The following is a 21,959-nucleotide window of genomic DNA, read 5'->3' as shown; positions in this document are numbered from 1 at the left end:
TGAGCGGGTCGGCGGCTACCCTCAGCCGCCGATACCAGCCCAGCGCAGGTGCTTGTCCCAGTCGGCGTCGCTGATCACGCCGGACACGCCCTGCCGCTGGCCGTCGGCGCGATAGAAGTACGTGCGCGGCATCTCGCCCATCCAGTCGGGATCGACCGCGTAGCGCAGCCTATCCTGCGGCTCGTTGCCGAACATCCACGCGTTGCGCGTCAGGTTGACGCGCTTGAGCAGCTGCTGCACCTGCGGCAGCGCATCGGGCCGGTCCATGGCCAGCGTGACCACGCGCAGGCCGCGATGCTTCGCCTGCAGCTTGCCGATGGCCTCGAAATTACGCTTGCAGTAGACGCAGTCGAGCGACCACACCACCAGCACGAACGGCTTGCCCTGCTGGCTGGCACTGAGCTGCGCGGCACTGGCAGATTCGAAGACCGACACGCGTTCGGCCGCTTGCGCCATGCCGGCCACGCCGAGCGCGATCGCGGTGCCTGCCAGCGTGGCGACGAGTTTGCGACGCAATGTCATGCGCCCTCCTGCACCAGCGGGAAGACCTGGAAGCCTTCGGCCTCGGTGCGCCACAGCACGTAGGCGCGGCCGCCGTGCTGCAGCAGGTGCGGCTGGTCCGAATCGCGCGCGGTGCCGGCGAGCTGGCGCGTCTGCCAGGTCTTGCCGCCGTCCTGCGACAGCATCGCCGAGAGCCGAGTCTGCTGGCCGTCGAACGATTTCCACGCCACCACGATGCGATGGTCGTCGAGCGCGACGATATCGGCATGCTGCGCGCGCGGGTCGTCCAGCGGACGCTGCGCCAGCAGCTTGCCATCCCGGAAGCGGCCGACCGATACCGTCGGCTTGCCTGCCTTCACGTTGAACCAGACCATGTGCAGCGTGCCGTCCGGCGTCACCACGGCGCCCGGGCCGTGGTGCGGGCAGGCGTCGATGCGCCAGTCGTCGAAGGTCGCGCGCTGCATCGGCGCGGGCGTGCCGTCGGCGCCGAGCAGTGCCACCGCGTGGTCGCGCGCGTTGGGCGGGAAGACATGGCGCCATAGCGCCAGCATCTTGCCGTCCGGCGTCGGCGCGAGCGCGATGCGGCAGCATTCGCAGGACTGGTCGGCGATCTTGTAATCGCCCTGGAAGCTCTTGCCGTGGTCGGCAGAGACCGCGTAGTAGATCGCAGCGCCGGCATAGGGCTGCTTGCGCGCTTCGGCGGCGACCACGTCGCGCTTGTCGATCCAGCTGACGAAGACGCGGCCGGCCGGGTCCACCGCGATTGCGTCGAAGCGGTGCGCGATCTGGTCGCGGTTGGCATGCACGGTCACTGGCGCGGCAAAGGTCTTGCCGCCGTCGGTGGAGCGCGCGAAGCGGATAAAGCCGGTATAGGGCTTGGGCAGCGGCTGGGTCCAGGTGATGTAGATCTCGCCGTCGCGCCCCGCCGCCACCTTGGGCCGGCTGTCGTGGTCGGCCGCGACCGGCTCGGGCACGCGGTTGACGTGCTGCACCGGCCCGAAGCTGCGGCCCTGGTCGGTCGACGCGCGCACGGCCACGTGCTGGCCATCCTTGTAGGCGATCCACAACCGGCCATCGCGATCGAAGGCGGCGCCGGTGCCGAGTTCGCTCATCGCCTTCGGCGCCGGACTTTGCGCACCATGGCCGGCATGGTTGCCATGGGACTGCGCCATCGCGGCGAACGCGGTGCAGGCGATCACGCCGGCGGCAAGGAAGCGGAAGCTGCGGCGCAAGCGCTGCAGGGGAATGGTCAGGATCGGACTGGTCACTGCACTCAGAAGGAAAGCTTGGCCTCGGCGTAGAACGTCCGACCCGGGTACGGGTGGTAGACGAAGTAACGCTGGTCGGTCAGGTTGTCGATGCCAAGCCCGAGACGCACGTTCCTGGCGGGCTTGTAGGTCACCTTGACGTCGAAGGTCAGGAAACTGCTGGTGCCGCCGAAGGTGTCGGGATTGACGTCGCTGTTGTCGAGCGTATTGTACTGCCGCCCCGAATAGGTCATCGCCAGCGTGCCGGCCCATGCCGGCGTGAAGCGGTAGGTGCCGACCAGGTTCGCGCGCCACTGCGGGATGCGATAGAAATACTTGCCCACCGATGCCGGGTTGTTGGCGTTCTCCAGCGTCTTCGAATGGTTGTACGCGCCGCTGGCCGACAGGTCGAAGCCGCTGAACAGCACGTCGCGCCCGTCATAGGCCAGCTCGATGCCGCGCGTGCGCACGCGGTCCACGTTCTGGAAACTGGTGACGGTGGGGAACACCGTGGTATTGGTCTGGCTGACCAGCGCATCGCGGATGTCGTCTTCATACACCGACACGCGGAAGTACGACCGGTCGACCGTGCGTTCGAAGGTCAGGTCCTTCGAGAACGAGCGTTCCGGCTTCAGGTTGGGATCGTTGTTGATCAGCGAGGTGCCGGTGATGCGGCCCTGGAACAGCTCGGCGACGGTCGGGTAGCGGTAGGCCTGGCCCAGCGAGAGCCGGCCCAGCCAGTCCTGCCCGATGGCCTTTTCCAGCGCCAGCTTGGGCGACCAGTTGGACTCGCTGCGCACCGGGTAGGCGACATCCACGCCCGGCTGGCTGCGGCTGCCATCATAGGCGCGCCAGTGTTCCCAGCGCACGCCCGGGATCAGCTTCCAGTCCTCGGCGAAGTACCACGCGTCCTGCGCGTACAGCGCCTGCGTCTCGGTCTTGCCGGCAAAGGCGTTGTTGAACGCGGAGATGGTGGCGGCCTGCCAGTCTGAGGTGTTGTAGGTGGTGTTGCTGAGCCGGTAGTTGTCGTAGTGGTAGCCGAGGGTGACCCAGTGGCCGCCCTTGAGCTGCTGCGGGCGGTAGTCGGCCTTCAGGTCAAGCGTGCGCCAGCCGGTACCGTCGCCATAGGTCACCGTGCCCGGGCCATTGCCCGCGGTGCTGGCGGTGCGGCTGATGTCCTTGCTGACATCGAACAGCGATGCCACGCCGGAGAAGTTCCAGCCGGTCTCGTTGCGCGTGCGCAGCGACAGGCCGTAGAGCCAGCGCGCGTCTTCGCCGTTGCTCGGGGCAAAGGCGTTGGCCGGAATCACGTATTGATAGCCGCCGATATTGACCGGGCCGTTCGACACCACGTTGCCATTGGCATCGCGCAGGTAGCTGCCGGTGCTGTTGGAACGGTCCTGCTGCCAGTAGGCGGCCGTGAACTGTGCCTGCAGGGTGTTCGTGATGTCATAGCCCAATTTGACCTTGAATTGATCTTGGACTGTGTGCGTAACGCCCTCGCTATTGACACCCATTACCACCCGATCGCGACCCGTCTGGTCCTGATCGAAATAGGCACCGGATACAGCGACATCCGTCGCATTGGCGGGCCTTGTCGAACGCGCCGCGGTGTAAAAGCTCAGCGGCTGGCTCTTGCTGTCCTGCCGGTCGACGCTGACCAGCCACGAGAACGGCCCGACGCGGTCGCCCACGTAGGCGTTGGCATGCACGCCGTTGAAATTGTCGTGCGTGCCGTACAGGTTGAAGCGCTGCGTGAACAGCTGCACGCTGGCATCGCCTTCGAACTTCTCCGGCGTGCGCGTGCTGATCAGCACGGTCGCGCCCAGCGAGTTGCCCGGGTACAGCGCCGAATAGGGGCCATACAGCACGTCGACGCGCTCGATCTCGGCGGCGTTGACCAGCGACCAGCGCGGGGGGAAGGAGAAATCGGAGCCCAGCAGGTTGGACAGCAGCAGGCCGTCGGCATAGACCAGCCCGCGCGCCGACTGGCGCGAGCTGGTGCTGCGCACCGAGATGATCGAGTTCATATCGCCGATGAAGCGCTTGCGCACGGCGAGGTTGGGCGCGTACTTGAGCGCGTCTTCGGTGTTGACCACGTTGAAGTCCGCCATGCGCGCGGCGCTGATGCCGTAGGCGGGCGATGGCGTATTGGGCGGCGTGGCCGGCGTTTCGCCGCGCTCGGTCTTCGCCGAGACCACGACTTCCTGCAAGGGCTGCGGCGCGCTGACGGGTTCATCCGGCTGCGCGCCGGCGATGCCGGGGCCCATCAGCGCGGCCGAGGCGGCCAGCGCGATCCGATTTCTTCTCACTGGAATACCTTTCTGTTCTTTTGCCTCGCCGGCCGGTGCGCCGTATCCGGCTCGTGTTACGGCGCACTTCCTCCGCGTAGCGAGTGCTGACATTCTAGGGGGCGGGCCGGTTTGACGCAGTGCGACATAGCGCCGCGCCGGTACGGAAGCGACTCGACCCATCCATGCGAACACGCCTGGCTCCATTCACGTTTACCCGCATATCCACATGCGGCCTTTGTCTCTAGATTTGCCCGGATTGGCGTTCGCGCCAACGTGATGCTGGGAGAGACTGATCCGGCGGCAGCCGCCGCGGACAGCGCCGAAGGAGCAACCGCCCCGGAAACTCTCAGGCAAAAGGACCGGTATCACGCGTCACAGCACTCTGAAGAATGCCGCCATCGTCAGCCGGCATACCGAAGGAGCAAGCGGCCCCGCCTCCGGTACCCCCGGTACCCCCGGTACCACCGGCGACTGTCGTGAATCTCTCAGGTCAGGAACAGAGGGGGCGTCCGCCACGCATGTCGCGTGCGGGCTCCCACCCCGACGTTTCTGGACTGCCAGATCATGAAGACAATCGCCGTCATCGGCGGTGGCATCACCGGTGTCACCACGGCCTACGCGCTCGCCCGGCGCGGCTTCTCCGTCACCCTGTTCGAGCGCCATCGCTACGCCGCGATGGAAACCTCGTTCGCCAACGGCGGGCAGCTGTCCGCCTCCAACGCCGAGGTCTGGACGCACTGGTCCACCATCGTCAAGGGCCTGAAGTGGATGCTGCGCAGCGACGCCCCGCTGCTGGTCAACCCGCGGCCGAGCTGGCACAAGCTGAGCTGGTTCGCCGAGTTCATCGCCTCGATCCCGCACTACCGCCGCAACACCATCGAAACGGCGCGCCTGGCCATCGCGGCGCGCGAGCACCTGTTCGCGTGGGCGGCGCAGGAAGGCATCGACTTCGACCACAAGCCTGAAGGCATCCTGCATATCTACCGCGACAAGGCGGGCTTCGAGCACGCGGGCCGCGTCTCGGCCCTGCTGGCGCAGGGCGGGCTGGAACGCCGCGCGGTGACGCCGGCGGAAATGCGCGCAATCGAGCCGACGCTGGCCGGCACCTACTACGGCGGCTATTTCACCGAAAGCGATTCGACCGGCGATATCCACAAGTTCACCAGCGGACTGGCCGCCGCCATCGAGCGCATGGGCGTGCGCTGCCGCTACGGCGAGGACGTGCGCAAGGTCACCACCGATGGCCGCAGCGCCAGCGTGACCGTGCAGCAAGGCGCGGACAGCGCCACCTCGACCTTCGACGGCGCGGTGATCTGCGCCGGCACCGCCAGCCGCGCGCTGGCCGCCGGGCTGGGCGACCGCGTCAACATCTATCCGGTCAAGGGCTATTCGATCACGGTCAATTTGAACGACGCCGCGAGCCAGGCAGCGGCGCCGACCGTCAGCCTGCTCGACGATGAAACCAAGCTGGTCACCAGCCGCCTGGGCGATGACCGCTTCCGCGTGGCCGGCACCGCGGAGTTCAACGGCTTCAACCGCGACATCCGCGCCGACCGCATCCGGCCGCTGGTGGAATGGGTGCAGCAGTGCTTTCCGGGCGTCAGCACGCGCAGCGTGGTGCCGTGGGCGGGGCTGCGGCCGATGCTGCCAGATATGCTGCCGCGCGTGGGCCGCGGGCGGGCGCGCTGCATCTTCTACAACACCGGGCACGGGCACCTGGGCTGGACGTTGTCCGCGGTGACGGCGGATATGGTGGCCGGGGTGGTGGCGCAGGCGCTGGAAGCGCAGAAGATGGCCGTGCCGGGTGGGATGGTGTTAGGGAAGGCCTGAGCGGCTGACAGCAGATTCAGCCGTGACGGCAGCGGGATTTCAAACCCAAACTACCGCCCCTTGCGGACGCTCCCCTCTCCCGCGAAGTGGGAGAGGGGTGGGGGTGAGGGCCGAGCGTCAACGGAGTGAAGCGCGTCGCGATTGCGAGCGCCTGCCCTCACCCCCTGCCCCTCTCCCGCATGCGGGAGAGGGGAGCAAACCAGCGACGCGCGTTGCGCACGTCGCCTGGCCTCAGCTTCAAGCCGGCGCAAACACCGGCACCGGCGCCCCATCCACGCTGGGCGCGAACTTGACCTTCACCTTCTGCCCGATGCGCACCGCATCGAGATCGCAATCGACGATATGGGTCATCATGGTCACGCCCTCGTCCAGCGTCACATAGGCAATGCAATACGCCTGCGGACCGGCCTTGCGCGTGACGCTGTACGAGTAGATGGTGCCGCGGCCGCTGGCGGTCTTCCAGACCGTATCGCCCATGCAGAACGGGCACAGCGTGCGCGGATACCAGTGCGTCTTGCCGCATGACTGGCAGTGCTTGACCAGCAGCCGGCCTTCGCGCGCGGCCTGCCAGAATTCGATGTTGTCGGGCTGTTCGTCCGGGGCCTTGTAGGCCATGGGAGTGTACGGGGTCGTCATGTCAGTTGCTCCGGCGATCGTTCATCATTCGCGCTCGAGGATCAGGGTGGCGCTGCCGTGGCGCGAGCCCAGGTAGCCGCCGGTGCCTTGCGCCAGCGCCAGGTCGCAGTTCTTGACCTGCACCGCCGGGTGCGCCTCGCCGCGCAGCTGGCGCACGGCCTCGATCACCTTGGTGATGCCGCCGCGGTTGGCCGGGTGGTTGTTGCACAGGCCGCCGCCATCGGTATTGAACGGCAGCTTGCCGACGCCCGAGATCAGGTTGCCGTCGGCGACGAACTTGCCGCCCTCGCCCTTCTTGCAGAAGCCCAGGTCTTCCAGCTGCATCAGCACGGTGATGGTGAAGCTGTCGTAGATCGAGGCGTACTTGATGTCGGCCGGGGTCACGCCCGCTTCCGCGAACGCGGCCGCGCCGGAGAACTTCGCGCCCGACCAGCTCAGGTCGACCTCGCCGCCGAGCTGGCCCTTGACGTATTCGCCGGCGCCCAGGATCTTCACCTTCGGACGCTTGAGCGTGGCCGCGATCTCGGGCCGCGCCACGATCAGCGCGCCGCCGCCGTCGGACACCACGCAGCAGTCGAGCTTGTGCAGCGGGTCGGCGATCAACGGCGAGTTCAGCACCTCTTCCACCGTGACCACGTTGCGCAGCATTGCGTGCGGGTTGTGCTGCGCGTGGTGCGATGCAGCCACCTTGACCCATGCCAGCTGCTCGGGCGTGGTGCCGTACTCGTACATATGGCGCATCGCCACCATCGCGTACAGGTTGACGGTGACGGGATTGAACGGCGCCTCGAACGGCGCGTCCGGCAGGTTGGCGCCCCAGTTGCGCGCCTGCGTGCCGGTCGAGCCTTCCGAGCGCGGCCGGCCCGCCAGCGTGATCAGCGCCACGTTGCACTTGCCGGCGGCAATGGCCTGCGCGGCATGCGAGACATGCACCAGGTAAGCGGAGCCGCCGGTGTCGGTGGAGTCCACATGGCGCACCTTCAGGCCCAGATAATCGACCATGTTGGTGGCGCCCAGCCCCGGCGCATCGCCGGCGCAGAAATAGCCGTCCACGTCCGACAGTGACAGGCCGGCATCGGCCAGCGCGCCGCGTGCGGATTCCGCATGCAGCTGCGCCACCGACTTGTCCGGGGCCTTGCGGGTCGGGTGCTCGTAAGCCCCGACGATATATGCCTTGCCTTTGATGCTCATGGGAGTCTCGTCCTGCTTGGGATGGATATTGGGTAAGTTCAGAAGCGCATCAGCACCAGCCAGGTCGCCACCATGGCCGGCCGCTCGCTGCCTTCGACCTGCATCTCGACCTTCCAGTGGCAGCGCACTTCGCCGGGGCGGACATCGTCGAGCTGCTGCAGCGTGAACGCGCCGCGCACGCGCGCGCCGGCCGGCACCGGGCCGGTGAAGCGCAGCCGGTCGAAGCCATAGTTCAGCGCCAGCTTGCGGCCCGGGAAGGCAAAGCACTGCCCGAACGCCGCCGACACCATCGACAGGATCAGGAAGGCGTGCGCGACCGTGCAGCCGTAGGGCGAATCCGCCGCGGCGCGCTCGGGGTCCACGTAGATCCACTGCCGGTCATGCGTCAGCTCGGCAAAGGTATCGATGGCGTCCTGCCCGATGGGGAAGTACTCGCTCACCGCGGCCGGCGCGGCGCAAAGCGCACGCAGGTCGTCGAGCGATGCAATGCTGTGCATGAGGGGTCCTGAATCTTGAGGCTGTACCGCGGCTTTGCGCTCGAGTGTAGCGACGCCGCCGAAGCGGCGTCCAATATCGTTTGCCGCGCGATTGATAAGCATTGTTTATCGGCCCAGCCGGCGCGCGCGGTTGCCCGGGGGACGCGCGGCGCACTAAGATGTGGCTCCCGCATCCTCGCTGACCCCATGGAACTGCGCCGCATCCGGCACTTCGTCGTGCTGGCCGAGACCCTCAATTTCCGCCGCGCGGCAGAACGCCTGCATATCGCCCAGCCCGCGCTGACGGTCTCGATCCAGAAGCTCGAGTCGGAGCTCGACGCCACCCTGTTCGTGCGCGAGCCGCGCGGCGTCACGCTGACCGCGACCGGCCGCGCCGCGCTGGCCGAGGCCCGGCGCATCCTGTTCCATGCCGGCCAGTTCAGCGAGCTGGTGCAATCGGCAAGCAGCGGCATGGCCGGCACCTTGCGGGTGGGCTTTGTCGGCACCACCACGTCGCACCTGCTGCCACGGCTGGTGACGCGCTTTCGCAATGAATACCCCGGCGTCGAGCTGGTGCTGCGCGAAGCGACCTCGACCCGCATCATGCAATGGCTGGAAGACGAGGCGCTGGACGTTGGCCTGGTGCGCACGCCGCTGCTGGCGCCGGGCAATACCGCGCTGGCGCTGCTGGAGCGCGACCGCTTTGTCGCCGCCCTGCCGCGCAGCCATCCGCTGGCGGGCAAGCCCGCGCTGACGCTGGCCGACCTCGCGCAGGAGCGCTTTGTCATGTACGAGCAGGGCGAAGCGTCGGGGCTGCGCAGCGCCGCGCTGTCGGCGTGCCAGATGGCCGGCTTCCAGCCGCGCGTCACGCAGGAGGCCACGCAGGTGCAGACCGTGCTGGCGCTGGTGGAGAGCGGGCTGGGCGTGGCCCTGGTGCCGTCGATCATGCGGCGCTTTGCCAACGACCGCATGGTGATCCGCGACCTGGCGGGCTATCCGGACAGTGCCGGTATCGGCCTGGCGCTCACCTGGCTGCCGGCGCACGACAGCCCGGTGGTGCGGCATTTCCGCGAGGTGGCGTTATCGGAATTCGCGGCGGATGGCGGCAACGAGGAGCGTGGCGCGCCGTAGCCCGCAGCAGGCTATTCGCCCTCTTCTTCCGCCACGCTCAAGGTCAATCCGCCCGCCGGCAGCGGCAGCGCCGTGCGGTACCGCACCTGCTTCAGCGCGAAGCTCGAGCGGATATTGGACACGCCCGGGATCTTGGTCAGCTGCTCCAGGATAAAGCGCTCCAGGCTCTGCATGCTGGGCACGACCACGCGCAGCAGGTAGTCCGCATCGCCGGTCATCAGGTAGCACTCCATCACTTCGGGCCGCTTGTCGATGGCCGCCTCGAAGCGGCGCAGCGCGTCTTCCACCTGCTTTTCCAGGCTGACCTGGATAAACACATTGATGCGCAGGCCCAGCGCCTCGGCATTCAGCAGCGTGACCTGCTGCTTGATCAGTCCCATTTTCTCCAGCGCCTTGACGCGGTTGAAGCAGGGCGTCGGCGACAGGTTCACAGCGCGCGCCAGCTCGGCATTGGTGATGCGGGCGTTCTGCTGCAGCTGGTTGAGGATGGCGATATCGATGCGATCGAGCTTGAGCGAGGTGTCGTTCATGGCGTAACAATTCTTGATTCTGTCGGTTTTGGAGAATTTTTATACTGTGACACCCCGTCAAGGCAAGGTAATTCAGACACATTCTCTGCGGCTCCAGGCGTAACCTTGTTGGCATCGGCGGGCTTTGACGGGCATGCCGCCACAGACAAGCCACAGACAAGCAACATGGACAGGAGCGGTGCCATGACTAACCTGGCAAACGGTGTGCAATCGATGCTCGCGCTGCCTTCGGCCAACGAGGACAGCGATCCCCAGGAAACGCGCGAATGGCTGGACGCGCTCGAAGGCGTGCTGGCGCATGCCGGCAGCGCGCGCGCCAGCTTCCTGCTGCGGCAGCTCGCGGCGCATGCCGCGGCGCAGGGCCTGCCGCCGCCCGGCGCCGGCCCGAGCGCCTATGTGAATACGATCCCCGTGCAGGCGCAGCCGCCCTACCCCGGCGACCTCGAGATCGAAGCCCGGCTGGGCGCGGCGCTGCGCTGGAATGCGCTGGCCATGGTGGTGCGCGCCAACCGCGCCTATGGCGAGCTGGGCGGCCATATCGCCAGCTATGCCTCGGCGGCCGATCTGTTCGAAGTCGGTTTCAACCACTTCTTCCGTGCCGACAGCGCCGAACAGGGCGGCGACCTCGTCTATTTCCAGCCTCACTCGGCGCCCGGCGTCTACGCCCGCGCCTACCTGGAGGGCTTCCTCGACGAAACCCACCTGCAGCACTACCGGCGCGAGATCGCGGGCCCGGGCCTGTGTTCCTACCCGCATCCCTGGCTGATGCCGGACTTCTGGCAGTTCCCGACCGGCTCGATGGGCATCGGCCCCATCAATTCGATCTACCAGGCGCGCTTCATGCGCTACCTGCAGAACCGCGGGCTGCAGCCGGCGTCGTCGCGCAAGGTCTGGGGCTTCTTCGGCGATGGCGAGATGGACGAGCCCGAGTCGATCGGCGCCCTGTCGCTGGCCGCGCGCGAGCAGCTCGACAACCTGGTCTTTGTCATCAACTGCAACCTGCAGCGGCTCGACGGGCCGGTGCGGGGCAACGGCCGCATCGTCGACGAGCTCGAAGCGCTGTTCGCCGGCGCCGGCTGGAACGTGATCAAGGTGCTGTGGGGCTCGGACTGGGACGAGCTGTTCGCGCGCGACCGCTCCGGCGCGCTGGTGCGAGCCTTCGCGCAGACCGTCGACGGCCAGTTCCAGACCTTCTCCGCCAACGACGGCGCCTACAACCGCGAGCATTTCTTCCAGCAGAACCCCGAGCTCGCCGCCCTCGCCGCGCACCTGAGCAACGACGACATCGACCGCCTGCGCCGCGGCGGCCACGACCTGCGCAAGCTGCACGCCGCCTATGCGCGCGCCATGGGCCACCGCGGCCAACCCACCGTGATCCTGGCCAAGACCATGAAGGGCTTCGGCATGGGCACGGCTGGCCAGGGGCGCATGACCACGCACCAGCAGAAGAAGCTGGAGCTGGAAGACCTGAAGGCCTTCCGCGACCGCTTCCAGCTGCCGCTGTCGGACGACGACGTCGCCAACGTGCGCTTCTACAAACCCGCCGACGACAGCCCGGAGATGCGCTACCTGCACGCACGCCGGGCCGCGCTCGGCGGTTACCTGCCGCGGCGCCGGCGGGCCGCGACCACCGCGCTCACGGTGCCGCCGTCCGGCCAGTGGGCCGGCTTCGCGCTGGCCGCGGACGGCAAGGAGATGTCGACCACCATGGCCGTGGTGCGCATGCTCGGCAGCCTGCTCAAGGACGCCGCGCTGGGGCCGCGCATCGTGCCGGTGGTTGCTGACGAGGCGCGCACCTTTGGCATGGCCAACCTGTTCCGGCAGGTCGGCATCTATTCGCCGCTGGGCCAGCGCTATGAGCCGGAAGACCTGGGTTCGATGCTGTACTACCGCGAATCCACCGGCGGGCAGATCCTGGAAGAAGGCATCTCGGAGGCCGGCGCGATCTCGTCCTGGATCGCCGCGGCCACCGCCTACAGCGTGCACGACCTGCCGATGCTGCCGTTCTACATCTACTACTCGATGTTCGGCTTCCAGCGCATCGGCGACCTGATCTGGGCCGCTGCCGACCAGCGCGCCCGCGGCTTCCTGATCGGCGCCACCTCGGGCAAGACCACGCTCGGCGGCGAGGGGCTGCAGCACCAGGACGGCACCAGCCACCTGGCCGCGTCGACCATCCCCAACTGCCGCGCGTGGGATCCCGCCTTTGCCTATGAAGTGGCAGTGATCGTGGAGCACGGCATGCGCGAGATGGGCGAGCAGCAGCGCGACGTCTTCTACTACGTCACCGTCGGCAACGAGAACTATGCGCAGCCGTCGATGCCGCAGCCGGCCGATGCCGTGCGCGACGGCATCCTGAAGGGCATGTACTCACTGACGCCCGAACGGCGCGATGCCAGCCAGGTCGACCTGCTCGGCGCGGGCGCCATCCTGCCCGAGGTGATCGCCGCCGCGCGCCTGCTCGAAGACGACTGGGGCGTGGTGGCGCAGGTCTGGAGCGTGACCAGCTTTACCGAACTGCAGCGCGACGCGATCGCCGTGGAACGCAGCAACCGCCTGAACGACGCGCATGCCCGCTCGTATGTCGAGACGTTGCTGGACGGATCGGACGGCCCGGTGATCGCCGCCACCGACTACGTGCGCGCGGTGCCGGAACTGATCCGCGCGTGCGTGCCGGGACGCTACGTGACGCTCGGCACCGATGGCTTCGGCCGCAGCGACACGCGCCAGGCCTTGCGCGCGTTCTTCGAGGTGGACCGGTATTCCGTCGTGGTGGCGGCACTGCGGGCGCTGGCGGATGACGGCAAGCTGCCGCCCGATGCGGTGCGCGCGGCGCGGGAGCGCTATGGCAAGCCGGCGGACAAGGCCGCGGCATGGCAGGTCTGATCTGACTCGACGTTCGCAGCCAACGTGTCGATCAAGGGGCAGCATTCCTCGGTGCCGTTGGCGCGGCATTGCCCGATCAGGGTTCTTCAGTTCGGCGCGCATCCGCAGCAGATTCCGCAGCCTTTCCTCCACCAGGCCGAGCTTTCGCTCGGCCAGTGCACGGGCCGTGCTGCACTGGCCATGGTTCTGCTGCAGCAGAATCCGGACTTCATCCAGCGTGAACCCGAGCGACTGGGCCTGGCGGATGAAATGCAGCCGCTGCAGGCTCTGTTGCGAATACTGGCGAATGGCGCCATGGGCGCGCTCGGGCACCGGCAGCAGCCCGCACCGATGGTAGTAGCGCACCGTCTCCACGCCAACACCGGCCGCCCTGGCCAGCTTCCCGATCGTCAGTGTGTGCTCCATCGCTTGACTCCGTACCCCGGTACGGACCTAGGCTACGCGAACGCTGCACTTAAGGGAAGGAGGATTGCATTTCGACCGCAAAACGACAGCGGCCGCCATCCGTAGCGGTAACTCTTGAAAGGTCATCATGCAATCGCGAATCATTCGTGTTCTTCCCGCGGAACATGGCTGGGTACTGGAGTTCAGCGGCCTCGATATCAAGCCCCAGAGGTTTCCAACCATGGAAGCGGCAATCGCGGCCGGCTGGGACGTGGCCAGGCGGCAGAGCGCCGAATTGCACATCCATCGTCATGACGGGGAAATGCCTCTGCGCGGCGCGTGCTGCGACGAGCAACAGGAGCCGTAGCGGTGATGCCGCGCAACGGCGCACCTGTCAGAGTGTGCAACGGAAGCAACGGGGGAAGCACCAGAGAACGGTTTCGCAACGGCAAGTCCATGGAACTCCGGCCTGCCGTTCGGCCGACTGTCACGCAGCCTGCTGCGCTGCCGCCATCGGTTCGCGCGATCGGATAAAAAACCCGACGCCCGCCATCACCGCCACAGCGTTGCCCGCGACATAGCCATAGACGGCGCCACGTGCCCCAAACATCGGGATCGCGATGAGGTCGACCACGATCATGGTGGACAGCACCAGAAACCATTTCTCCACCAGCCAGCGCGGTTTGCGCAGATAGACCACCAGCAGCGTCAGCGCGGCATCCAGGAACACCAGCCCGGATGCCATCGCCGACAGCCTCAGCAGGTCAGCTGCGGCCTCATAGTGCTCACCATAGATCAGCGCAATGATCCAGGGTGCGCAGAAAGCAAGCACCGCGCCCCCGACGATGCCCGCCACCAGCATGCCGGTGGCGACGTACAGCACATTGCGGCGTGCCCGCGCAAGAGTCGGCTGGGCATAGACCATCATCGGTGCAACGGAGCTTGCCACGATCGAGCCGAGCATCATGAAGTTATCCAGCACCTGCATGGAGGCGGCATAACCGCCCAGCTCGAACAGGCTGATGTGCGGCTTGAGCAGGAGTTGATCGATACGCTTGGCCAGCAACAGCAGCATCAGGCTGACCCAGAACACCGCCCCGTCACGCAGCAGCCTCCTGGCCAGACTGACGTCGATGCTCACCGCGACGCGAGGGCTGCGCTTGCGGTAGTAGCGGGCAAGCAGCGACGCGCATATCATGGCCTCGCCGGCGAACACCCACGCGAAAGCCGGCGCCGCGCGGGATCCCGCCAGGTAAAGCACCCCGATTGCCGCCACCCGGAAAGCCAGGCCGACCATGCCGAATACAACACCGGGCCGGCTGTCGGTGCGCGACTGCAGCCACGCCCTGACGGTCCCGAAGGGTTCGTAGAACAGGATGGGTATGCCAATGATGATGGCGGTCAAGACGATGACGTCGTTCTTCTCCGTCAGCGCCACGACCGCCATCACGATCAGATAGCCCGCGATGGCTGCAGCTTCGCGCAGGGCAAACACATGGACAAGCAGCCTGTGCTGGGCTGCGGGAGCCCGGTCGGCAACCAGTCGCGGGACGACCACTTCGGCCCCACAGATCAGTGCAATCGATGAAGCAATCAGCACCAGCGACTGTGCATACTGGAACGCGGCAAAACCTTCCGGCCCGATGGCACGCGCGATCATGCCGATACTGGCAATTCCGAACACTACCTGCAGGCCGCGCTCCAGCACCAGCCAGAGGACGTTCCTTGCGATCTGAATACGCATTGCTAAGCACTCCCGGGCAATCCACGACAATTGGATAGCCGGCGCGGCCGCAGCGTGCAGGATGCAAGGCCATATCAGTAGCGCGCGCCGGTAAGCGAGCCTTTCGTCCAGGTCTTATGGGGAAAGGCAGGCCGGCTGTGTCGCGCACGGCAACACGCCGGGGTCACCGGACCGGACGCGGGGGCGGATGCGGGAGGTGGGAGTAGGGATCGGGGGGCGCGGAAGCGAAGAATAACGGCGCCGTCTGGCTGCGCGTGGAAGCGGGCGGCTCCGGCAGGTCCGGCAACGCCGCGCTCAGGCTTGTGCCGTAGTCGAAATCCAGTTGATGCGCAAGCGATTCGCCGCCGCCACTCTGGTGGATGGTCCCGTCCTTGTCATGGTGATGCAGGACATGCCGTGCATGCTCCACCATATGCTCGAGCATACGATCCGGGGCATGCGTGAGATGCCGCCACGGTGCAGAAAGCACCTGCAAGGGCAGGATCAGCGCGAGAAGAAAGACCACAATGCGGGACATGGGGAAGATTCTAGGCCGGCGCCGTCAGGGGCTTCGGCGCGCTTTGAGCGGTAACGCACCAACTGCGGCCGCTGCGAGGATCTACCCGTTTTCAGTGCCCTGTCTTCTCGCCCTGTCTTCTCGCCCTGTCTCTCCCACTATGTCTCGCCCTGTATCTCCTGCAAATGCAAATGCTTCGCCAGCAAGCGCCATCCCCTTTGCAAAAAACGCCGCGTTGGGGCCGAAGCCACCTCTGCAGTGTGGTCGCGACTGACGAGTGAACCGCAGTCGACTTTGACCACGACACCTGTTTGCCTGCGTTGCCTTCGCAGATTCCGGTGCATGCGTTGCCAAGGCGGACGGACCGGCCCTTCACCGCCGGTACAGAATTTGCAGCAGCCCGCGCATGTCCGTGCCGCCCTTCGCCGCATTCCTCCGGAGGGCGCACGTCGTCCGTCCACGATTTGGAGAAAGACATGAACCAGGGCATGAACCGACGCAACGAGCCAGACTACCGGGGCGGCTTCTCCGACGAAGAGGTCTATGCCGGCGGCTTCGGCGAAAGCAACTTCGGCGTCTATGACGCTGACCGCCGCGGCGGTGGTACCTCCGGCGGCAAGCGGGCCGGGCCGAAGGGCTATCAGCGTTCCGACGAGCGCATTCGCGAGGATGTCTGCGAGCGCCTGATCGAATGCCGCTACCCCGTGCATGACGTGGCAGTCGACGTCGCGTCCGGCGTCGTGACCCTGACAGGTTCGGTGCGCGACCGCGGGCTGAAGTACCGCATCGAGGAAATCGTCGATGACACCTTCGGGGTGAAGGAAGTCGACAACCGCCTGCGCATTGGCGCGCAATCGGGCACGGCGCCGTCGCAGGGCGCCGCCAGACCCGGCAGCACGGGAGGCGGGGGAATCAGCGGGCTGAGCACCTCCAGCGTCACCACCGAAGGATCTTCCAGAGGCAGCGGCGCGGTCTCTCCGGACAAGGCCGGCACGCTGGCGAGCGGGACGGATACGGTGGGCGGAGCGAAAACGGGTTGAGGCACCATCCGGCACAAACGATGCTTGGCAGCTAATGCCGTTCAGTTAACCACCGTCGTTCCCGCGTAGGCGGGAACCCAGTGACTTTTTGTCCCCCATCGGGGGGCTTTAAGACGCTGGATTCCCGCCTGCGCGGGAATGACAGTAGTGAGATTGATACCTTAACTGAACGGCATTAATGCCTGGCAGCGGCCGTGCGGGGCGCTGCCAGGCAGGGCTCATTCCGGATGTCCCAAATTAACAAACGAATGTCCCAGTAAAGCAAGCACACCCCCTTCGATCGCCCGATACTCCATCTCCATGCAGGCCAAGACCTGTACGCAGATCCACCAAACTGCTGGAGACATGGAAATGGAGATCAGGCAGATCACCCCGGCCATCGGCGCCGAAATCACAGGCGTCCATCTCGGCGACGCGGCGCGTGACCCGGCGCTCTTCGCCGACATCAAGGCAGCGCTGCTCAGGCACCGCGTGCTCTTCTTCCGCAAGCAGGACATCACGCGTGCCGAGCACGTCGCGTTCGCCAGCGGCTTCGGCAAGCTGGAAGACCATCCCGTGGCCGGCAGCGACCCCGATCATCCGGGGCTGGTGCGCGTCTACCGCAGCGACAACCCGCACAGCTACGAGAACAACTACCACTGCGACGGCCTCTGGCGTCCGAACCCTGCCATGGGTGCGGTGCTGCGCTGCGTCGAATGCCCCGAGATCGGCGGCGACACCATCTGGGTCAACATGGTAAAGGCCTACGAGGAACTGCCTGACGACATCAAGGTGAAGATCGATGGGCTGCGTGCCCGCGCCAGCATCGAACAGAGCTTCGGTGCGGTCATGACGCCCGAGGCGCGCGCGAAGCTCGCGCAGGACCATCCGCCGGCGGAGCATCCGGTCGTGCGCACGCATCCGGAAACCGGCGAAAAAGTGCTGTTCGTCGGTGCCGGCTTCTCGACCTACTTCACCAACTACAGCACGCCGGCCAACGTGCGTCATGGCATCGACAAGGCGCCCGGCGCGGCGCTGCTGCTCAACTACCTGATCAGCCGCGCCACCATCCCCGAATACCAGGTGCGCTGGTCGTGGCAGCGCGGTGACATCGCCGTATGGGACAACCGCTGCACGCAGCACTACGCGCTCAACGACTACTTTCCCGCGCCGCGCAAGATGGAGCGCGCGGCCATCGTCGGCGACATCCCCTACTGAACCGAATCCGCCTTGCGACCCGGAGACTCCCCATGAACTTCCTCGATGGCCACCTCTTTCCCGAAAACCAGCAGCCGCTGATCATCACGGCCGCACCGTATGCCCCCGGCTGGCTGCCTTCAGATTTCCCCGAAGACATTCCGGTCACCATGGAGGCCCAGATCCAGAAGGCCGTGGACTGCTACAACGCCGGCGCCACCGTGCTGCACCTGCATGTGCGCGAACTGGACGGCAAGGGCTCCAAGCGCCTGTCCAAGTTCAACGAACTGATTTCCGGCGTGCGTGCCGCGGTGCCCGACATGATCATCCAGGTGGGCGGCTCGATCTCCTTCGCGCCGGAGGATGAAGGGCAGGCAGCCAAGTGGCTGTCGGACGACACCCGCCACATGCTGGCCGACCTGGATCCCATCCCGGACCAGGTCACGGTGACGGTCAATACCTCGCAGATGAACGTTACCGATCATGCGGAAGACGCCGACTTCCGCGGCACCTCGCGCCAGGACATGGCGCTCTTCGACGCCTACAAGAACATGACGGTGCCCGCCAATCCCGGCTGGGTGGAAGAGCATGTGCGCCGGCTGACTGCCGCCGGCATCCAGAGCGAATTCCAGTGCTACAACATCAACAGCCTGGAGTCGGTGGAGCGGCTGATGCGGCGCGGCTTCTACAAGGGCCCGCTGAACCTCAACTGGGTGGCCATCGGCGGCGGCATGGACACGCCCAGCGTCTACAGCCTGGCCAACTTCGTGCGCGCCGTGCCGGACGGCGCGGTGGTGACGGTCGAGAGCAATGTGCGCAACGTGCTGCCGGTCAATACGATGGGCATTGCCATGGGCCTGCACGTGCGCTGCGGCACCGAGGACGTGCTGTGGAACCCGCGGCGCACGGCGAAGCAGGGCACGGTGGACCAGATCGAGCAGCTGGTGCGCATCTCCCGCGAACTCGGCCGTGACATCGCCACCGCCAAGGAGGCACGCGAGATCTGCAGGATCGGCGTCTTCTACGACACGGTGGAAGAGTCGCTGCAGGCAAACGGCTTCGCGCCCAACCGCAATGGCGGCACCCAGGGCTACCTGCGCAAGACCCAGTAAGCCGCACTTCCCCCGTTGACACGGCCCGCCCACAGGGCCGAGGGGACACAAGACAAGGAGACAAGCCATGAAACGCTTCCCCCAGACCAGGCGCCGCGCGGTTGTGCTCGCGCTTGCCCTCGGCGCGCTGCTGCCTGCCGCCCCGGCGGTGCACGCCGCCCCGGCTGCCGAGTGGCCAACCAAGCCCGTGCGGATACTCGTCGGCGCGCCTCCCGGCGGCACCGCGGACATCCTCGCACGGCTCTTTGCGCAGGAGCTGCAACGGCCGCTCGGACAGCCCGTGGTGGTCGACTACAAGGCCGGCGCGGCAGGAACGATTGCCGTGCAGAACATGCTGTCCGCGCCGCGGGACGGATATACCTTGCTGCTGATCCAGAAGGGCATCGCCTCGGAAGTGCCGCAAGCCATCAAGGTGTCCTACGACCCGTTCAAGGACATTGTCCCGCTGGTCCAGCTCACGCGCCAGGGCCTGGTCCTGGTGGGCAATCCCGGTCTTCCCGCGAAGAACCTCGCCGAGCTGGTCACGTACGTCAAGGCGAACCCCGGCAAGATCGATGTCGCGAACTTCGGCATTGGCCTGCGCGGCCATACCATCGGCGTCCAGTTCAACCGCCTGGCGGGGCTCGATACCGGCGCGGTGAGCTACAGGGGCTCTCCGCCGGCCTTGCAGGACATCATGGGCGGCCAGGTTCCGCTGATGTTCGACGGCCCGGCGACGTCCATGCCGTTCATCAAGGCGGGCAAGCTGCGAGCCTTCGCGGTGGCCTTCCCGCAGCGGATCGCCGCGCTGCCCAACGTGCCCACGTTTGCGGAACTGGGCTATCCGGACCTCAGCGAGGTGGGCTGGATGGGATTGTGGGCGGCCCCCGGCTTGCCGCCGGCCGTGGTCAGCAAGCTGCGCGAGGCGACGCTTGCCGCCATGCAAGCGCCCACGCTGCGGCGCAAGATCGAAGAGCTGGGCATGGAGGTCGGCACGCCGGCCACGCCGGACGAACTCGCCAGGGACGTGCGCGAGTCATACGAACGCCAGGGCAAGCTGCTGCGTTCGATTCAGTTCAAGCCGGAATGACACAGGAGACAGCATGAAGGCGGTACGAGTACTACCGGGCGCGGAGGGTGGCCGGCTGGCCGTGCAGGACATCCCCACGCCGCAACCCGGCCCCGGCGAGGTGCTGGTGCGCGTACGCGCATCGGGCATCAACTATGGCGAAATCAAGTACATGCGGGAACACCGGACCGGTGCCCCGATGACGGCCGGCGTGGAGTTCGCCGGCGAGGTCGCCGGCGTCGGCGAGGACGTCAGTGGCTGGCGCGAAGGCGACCGGGTGATGGGCCACGGGCGCGGCTGCCATGCGCAGTATGTCGTCGCGGCGCCGCTGGCGCTGATGCCGGTGCCGCCCGAGGTATCGTGGGCCGACGCGGCCGCGTTCCCCAATGTGTTCATCACCGCCCATGACGCCCTGGTCAGCAACGGCGAGCTCAAGGCCGGCGAGACGGTGTTCATCAACGGCGCCTCGGGCGGGGTCGGCATGGCCGCGGTGATGGCCGCGTCCGCGCTCGGCGCGAGGGTGATCGCTTCCTCGCGCTCGGCGGCCAAGCTGGAGCGGCTGGCAGGCTATGGCGTCGATGTCGGCGTCAATGCGTCGTGCGAAGCGCAGGTCGAGGCCATCATGGCAGCCACCGACGGACGTGGCGTCGACGTCATCATCGATACCATCGGCGGCACGGTCTTCGAAGACCATATCAAGAGCCTGGCAGTCAAGGGCCGCCTGGTCAACCTGGCGCGGCTGGGCGGCGCCAGCATGGCCCGGCTCGATCTGAACCTGCTGTGGCACAACCGGCTGAAGCTGATCGGCGCCACCTTCCGCACGCGCACCGAGGCCGAACGCCTCGCCTGCGTGCAGGCCTGCGCGCGCGACCTGATGCCGTTCTTCCGCGAAGGCAAGCTGCGCCTGCCGATCGACCGCACCTTCCCCATGGATGCGATCGGCGAGGCCTATGCCTACATCGAACGCAGCCAGCATATGGGCAAGATCGTGCTTATTGCCGACTGACGGCAGCTCCTGTGCGCCGGCGACCCGCGCCGGCGCGTTCCGCTGCGGCCTGATCGGCCGCCTGCAAACGCCATTGCGTGACGCTGCAGCCGAAGCTCGCGCGGAACCAATGGCTGAAACTGCTCTGGTTCGAGAATCCCAGCAGCCCCGCGATCTCGCCAAGCGGCAGGTCGCTCTCCTGCAGGTGCCGCCTGACCAGCTCGGTACGAACCTCGTCGAGCAAGGCCGAGAAGGTCAGCCCGTCGACGATGAGATGGCGATGCAGCGTGCGGCGGTCCACGCGAAGATGCCGCGCCACCTGCTGGGCGGTACAGCGCCCGCCGGGCAGCAGCGCCATGATCAGCTCGCGGCACGCCTCGCGCATGCCCTCGCCGCGCTGGCGCAGCGATGCCTCAAGGTAGTCCCGGGCCAGCTGGATGGCCCCGGAATGGTCGGGCGTGCGCGGCGTGTCCAGGTCGGCCGCCGCGCAGACCATGCCATTGAATGGCTGGTTGAACATCGGGTTGCGGCCGAAGAAGGCACGGTGCGCCGCCATATCCGCCGGCGGCCGGTGCGTGAAGCAGACCTGCTGCGGCCGCCACTGCGGCCCGATCAGCTCGCGCAGGATCCGGAACATCATGGCCACGCTCAACTCCATCGCCTGCCGCGTGGCCGCGCCCGGCCCCGGCAGCAGGTCTTCACGGATGACCACGGTCTGGCCGGTCTCCTCGATGCGCATGACGAGCGAGGTGCTGATCAGCTTCAGGTAACGGCACAAGGCATCGAGCGCCTGCCTCGGCGAAGGCTCCTCCTTCAGCACCAGGCTGATCGGCCCCAGGTTGGAAAACGTGCGGCGCGCCGCCAGCCGGAGCGCAAAATCCTCCGTGCCCGTGGCGCTGGCGGTGAGTTCGAGCAGCTCGCGCAGTGCCCTGCTGGGAATCAGCGCCTGCGGGTCCCTGAGCAGCCGCGCGGACAGCCCGGCCTTGCGCAGCAAGGCCCCGGGATCATGCCCGAGCGACTCCGTCAGCTCGATATAGCCGCTCAGGCTGGCGCTGCGGACGAGTCTTCCGACGTTTCCGACGTTTCCGACGTTTCCGACGTTTTGCATGGCGAGGGCCCGGCGTGCGCGGGGGACCGCGCCGGGATGTTGGTGTGAGGCAATGGGGCGGTGTGCGGGATGGGGGTCTCGCACGCGGATGCGTGAAGTATGCCTCAAGCGAAGGCCGGTACGCGGGCGCCGGCGCTCCCTGCC

At 66.8% G+C, this 21,959-nt stretch carries 19 protein-coding genes, 1 pseudogene and 2 riboswitches; of the genes and pseudogenes, 9 read left to right on the top strand and 11 right to left on the bottom strand.

Features of this window, described 5'->3' with window-relative positions:
• Positions 1-21: 21 nt before the first annotated feature.
• From JTE92_RS01995 to JTE92_RS01985, 3 genes are read right to left on the bottom strand one after another with little or no spacing between them, the layout of a single operon-like run.
• Positions 22-522 (bottom strand): TlpA family protein disulfide reductase, encoded by a 501-nt coding sequence (locus JTE92_RS01995; RefSeq protein ID WP_063239512.1) that lies wholly within the window; start codon positions 520-522, stop codon positions 22-24.
• Positions 519-1,769, bottom strand: coding sequence for a sialidase family protein (locus tag JTE92_RS01990; protein ID WP_232353384.1), 1,251 nt, complete (start codon positions 1,767-1,769; stop codon positions 519-521). The genes JTE92_RS01995 and JTE92_RS01990 overlap by 4 nt, the downstream gene beginning before the upstream one ends.
• A gap of 5 nt (positions 1,770-1,774) precedes the next feature.
• A complete protein-coding gene (locus JTE92_RS01985; protein WP_063239511.1) occupies positions 1,775-4,060 on the bottom strand; it encodes a TonB-dependent receptor in 2,286 nt (761 codons plus the stop codon).
• 252 nt (positions 4,061-4,312) lie between these two features.
• Positions 4,313-4,414: riboswitch (glycine riboswitch) on the top strand.
• A riboswitch (glycine riboswitch) is annotated at positions 4,415-4,552 on the top strand. It abuts the riboswitch before it with no gap.
• Between the two features lie 54 nt (positions 4,553-4,606).
• On the opposite strand from JTE92_RS01985, the gene JTE92_RS01980 reads away from it, so the two are divergent.
• Positions 4,607-5,872 (top strand): D-amino acid dehydrogenase, encoded by a 1,266-nt coding sequence (locus tag JTE92_RS01980; RefSeq protein WP_063239510.1) that lies wholly within the window; start codon positions 4,607-4,609, stop codon positions 5,870-5,872.
• A gap of 237 nt (positions 5,873-6,109) precedes the next feature.
• Here JTE92_RS01980 and JTE92_RS01975 read toward each other — a convergent pair whose 3' ends face one another.
• From JTE92_RS01975 to JTE92_RS01965, 3 genes are read right to left on the bottom strand one after another with little or no spacing between them, the layout of a single operon-like run.
• Positions 6,110-6,508: a Zn-ribbon domain-containing OB-fold protein gene (locus JTE92_RS01975; protein ID WP_063239509.1), complete on the bottom strand. Its 399-nt coding sequence runs from the start codon at positions 6,506-6,508 to the stop codon at positions 6,110-6,112.
• Positions 6,509-6,532: 24 nt separating this feature from the next.
• Positions 6,533-7,699, bottom strand: coding sequence for a thiolase family protein (locus tag JTE92_RS01970; RefSeq protein WP_063239508.1), 1,167 nt, complete (start codon positions 7,697-7,699; stop codon positions 6,533-6,535).
• Positions 7,700-7,737: 38 nt separating this feature from the next.
• The gene (locus tag JTE92_RS01965) at positions 7,738-8,196 is read right to left on the bottom strand and encodes a MaoC family dehydratase (protein WP_063239507.1); all 459 of its coding nucleotides are present in this window, start codon (positions 8,194-8,196) and stop codon (positions 7,738-7,740) included.
• 186 nt (positions 8,197-8,382) lie between these two features.
• Between JTE92_RS01965 and JTE92_RS01960 the strand changes: the two genes are divergently transcribed.
• Entirely contained in the window at positions 8,383-9,306 is a 924-nt protein-coding gene (locus JTE92_RS01960) for a LysR family transcriptional regulator (protein WP_063239506.1), read from the top strand.
• A gap of 11 nt (positions 9,307-9,317) precedes the next feature.
• On the opposite strand, the gene JTE92_RS01955 is transcribed toward JTE92_RS01960, so the two are convergent.
• Positions 9,318-9,836, bottom strand: coding sequence for an Lrp/AsnC family transcriptional regulator (locus JTE92_RS01955; protein WP_063239505.1), 519 nt, complete (start codon positions 9,834-9,836; stop codon positions 9,318-9,320).
• A 183-nt stretch (positions 9,837-10,019) separates the two neighbouring features.
• Here JTE92_RS01955 and mdeB point away from each other — a divergent pair, with 183 nt between their 5' ends.
• The gene (gene mdeB, locus JTE92_RS01950) at positions 10,020-12,722 is read left to right on the top strand and encodes an alpha-ketoglutarate dehydrogenase (protein WP_063239504.1); all 2,703 of its coding nucleotides are present in this window, start codon (positions 10,020-10,022) and stop codon (positions 12,720-12,722) included.
• Between the two features lie 144 nt (positions 12,723-12,866).
• Here the strand turns inward: mdeB and JTE92_RS30315 are convergent.
• Positions 12,867-13,127 (bottom strand): annotated as a pseudogene (locus tag JTE92_RS30315) (MerR family transcriptional regulator); the annotation flags it as partial.
• A gap of 127 nt (positions 13,128-13,254) precedes the next feature.
• Between JTE92_RS30315 and JTE92_RS01940 the strand changes: the two are divergent.
• Entirely contained in the window at positions 13,255-13,473 is a 219-nt protein-coding gene (locus tag JTE92_RS01940) for a DUF2188 domain-containing protein (RefSeq protein WP_063239502.1), read from the top strand.
• A gap of 120 nt (positions 13,474-13,593) precedes the next feature.
• Here the strand turns inward: JTE92_RS01940 and JTE92_RS01935 are convergent, their stop codons facing one another.
• The gene (locus tag JTE92_RS01935) at positions 13,594-14,850 is read right to left on the bottom strand and encodes an oligosaccharide flippase family protein (RefSeq protein ID WP_063239501.1); all 1,257 of its coding nucleotides are present in this window, start codon (positions 14,848-14,850) and stop codon (positions 13,594-13,596) included.
• 163 nt (positions 14,851-15,013) lie between these two features.
• Complete coding sequence (locus JTE92_RS01930) at positions 15,014-15,367, bottom strand: hypothetical protein (protein ID WP_063239500.1); 354 nt, start codon at positions 15,365-15,367, stop codon at positions 15,014-15,016.
• Between the two features lie 455 nt (positions 15,368-15,822).
• Between JTE92_RS01930 and JTE92_RS01925 the strand changes: the two genes are divergently transcribed.
• From JTE92_RS01925 to JTE92_RS01905, 5 genes are all read left to right on the top strand, one after another.
• Positions 15,823-16,386, top strand: coding sequence for a BON domain-containing protein (locus JTE92_RS01925; protein WP_063239499.1), 564 nt, complete (start codon positions 15,823-15,825; stop codon positions 16,384-16,386).
• Positions 16,387-16,737: 351 nt separating this feature from the next.
• Positions 16,738-17,583: a TauD/TfdA dioxygenase family protein gene (locus JTE92_RS01920; protein WP_063239498.1), complete on the top strand. Its 846-nt coding sequence runs from the start codon at positions 16,738-16,740 to the stop codon at positions 17,581-17,583.
• 32 nt (positions 17,584-17,615) lie between these two features.
• A complete protein-coding gene (locus JTE92_RS01915; protein ID WP_063239497.1) occupies positions 17,616-18,674 on the top strand; it encodes a beta-keto acid cleavage family enzyme in 1,059 nt (352 codons plus the stop codon).
• A 67-nt stretch (positions 18,675-18,741) separates the two neighbouring features.
• On the top strand, positions 18,742-19,743 hold the full coding sequence (locus JTE92_RS01910; RefSeq protein WP_063239496.1) for a tripartite tricarboxylate transporter substrate binding protein: 1,002 nt from the start codon (positions 18,742-18,744) through the stop codon (positions 19,741-19,743).
• Between the two features lie 13 nt (positions 19,744-19,756).
• On the top strand, positions 19,757-20,728 hold the full coding sequence (locus tag JTE92_RS01905) for a quinone oxidoreductase family protein (protein WP_063239495.1): 972 nt from the start codon (positions 19,757-19,759) through the stop codon (positions 20,726-20,728).
• Here JTE92_RS01905 and JTE92_RS01900 read toward each other — a convergent pair.
• Positions 20,715-21,815 carry an AraC family transcriptional regulator gene (locus JTE92_RS01900; RefSeq protein ID WP_063239494.1) on the bottom strand — a complete coding sequence of 367 codons (1,101 nt, stop codon included), beginning with the start codon at positions 21,813-21,815 and terminating at the stop codon, positions 20,715-20,717. The two genes, JTE92_RS01905 and JTE92_RS01900, sit on opposite strands and share 14 nt — an antisense overlap.
• Positions 21,816-21,959: the final 144 nt, after the last annotated feature.

It is taken from the genome of Cupriavidus oxalaticus (genome assembly GCF_016894385.1).
In the GTDB taxonomy this organism is placed as follows: domain Bacteria; phylum Pseudomonadota; class Gammaproteobacteria; order Burkholderiales; family Burkholderiaceae; genus Cupriavidus; species Cupriavidus oxalaticus.
Note: the sequence above shows the minus strand (reverse complement) of the source record. Positions and strands in the feature narration are given on the sequence as shown.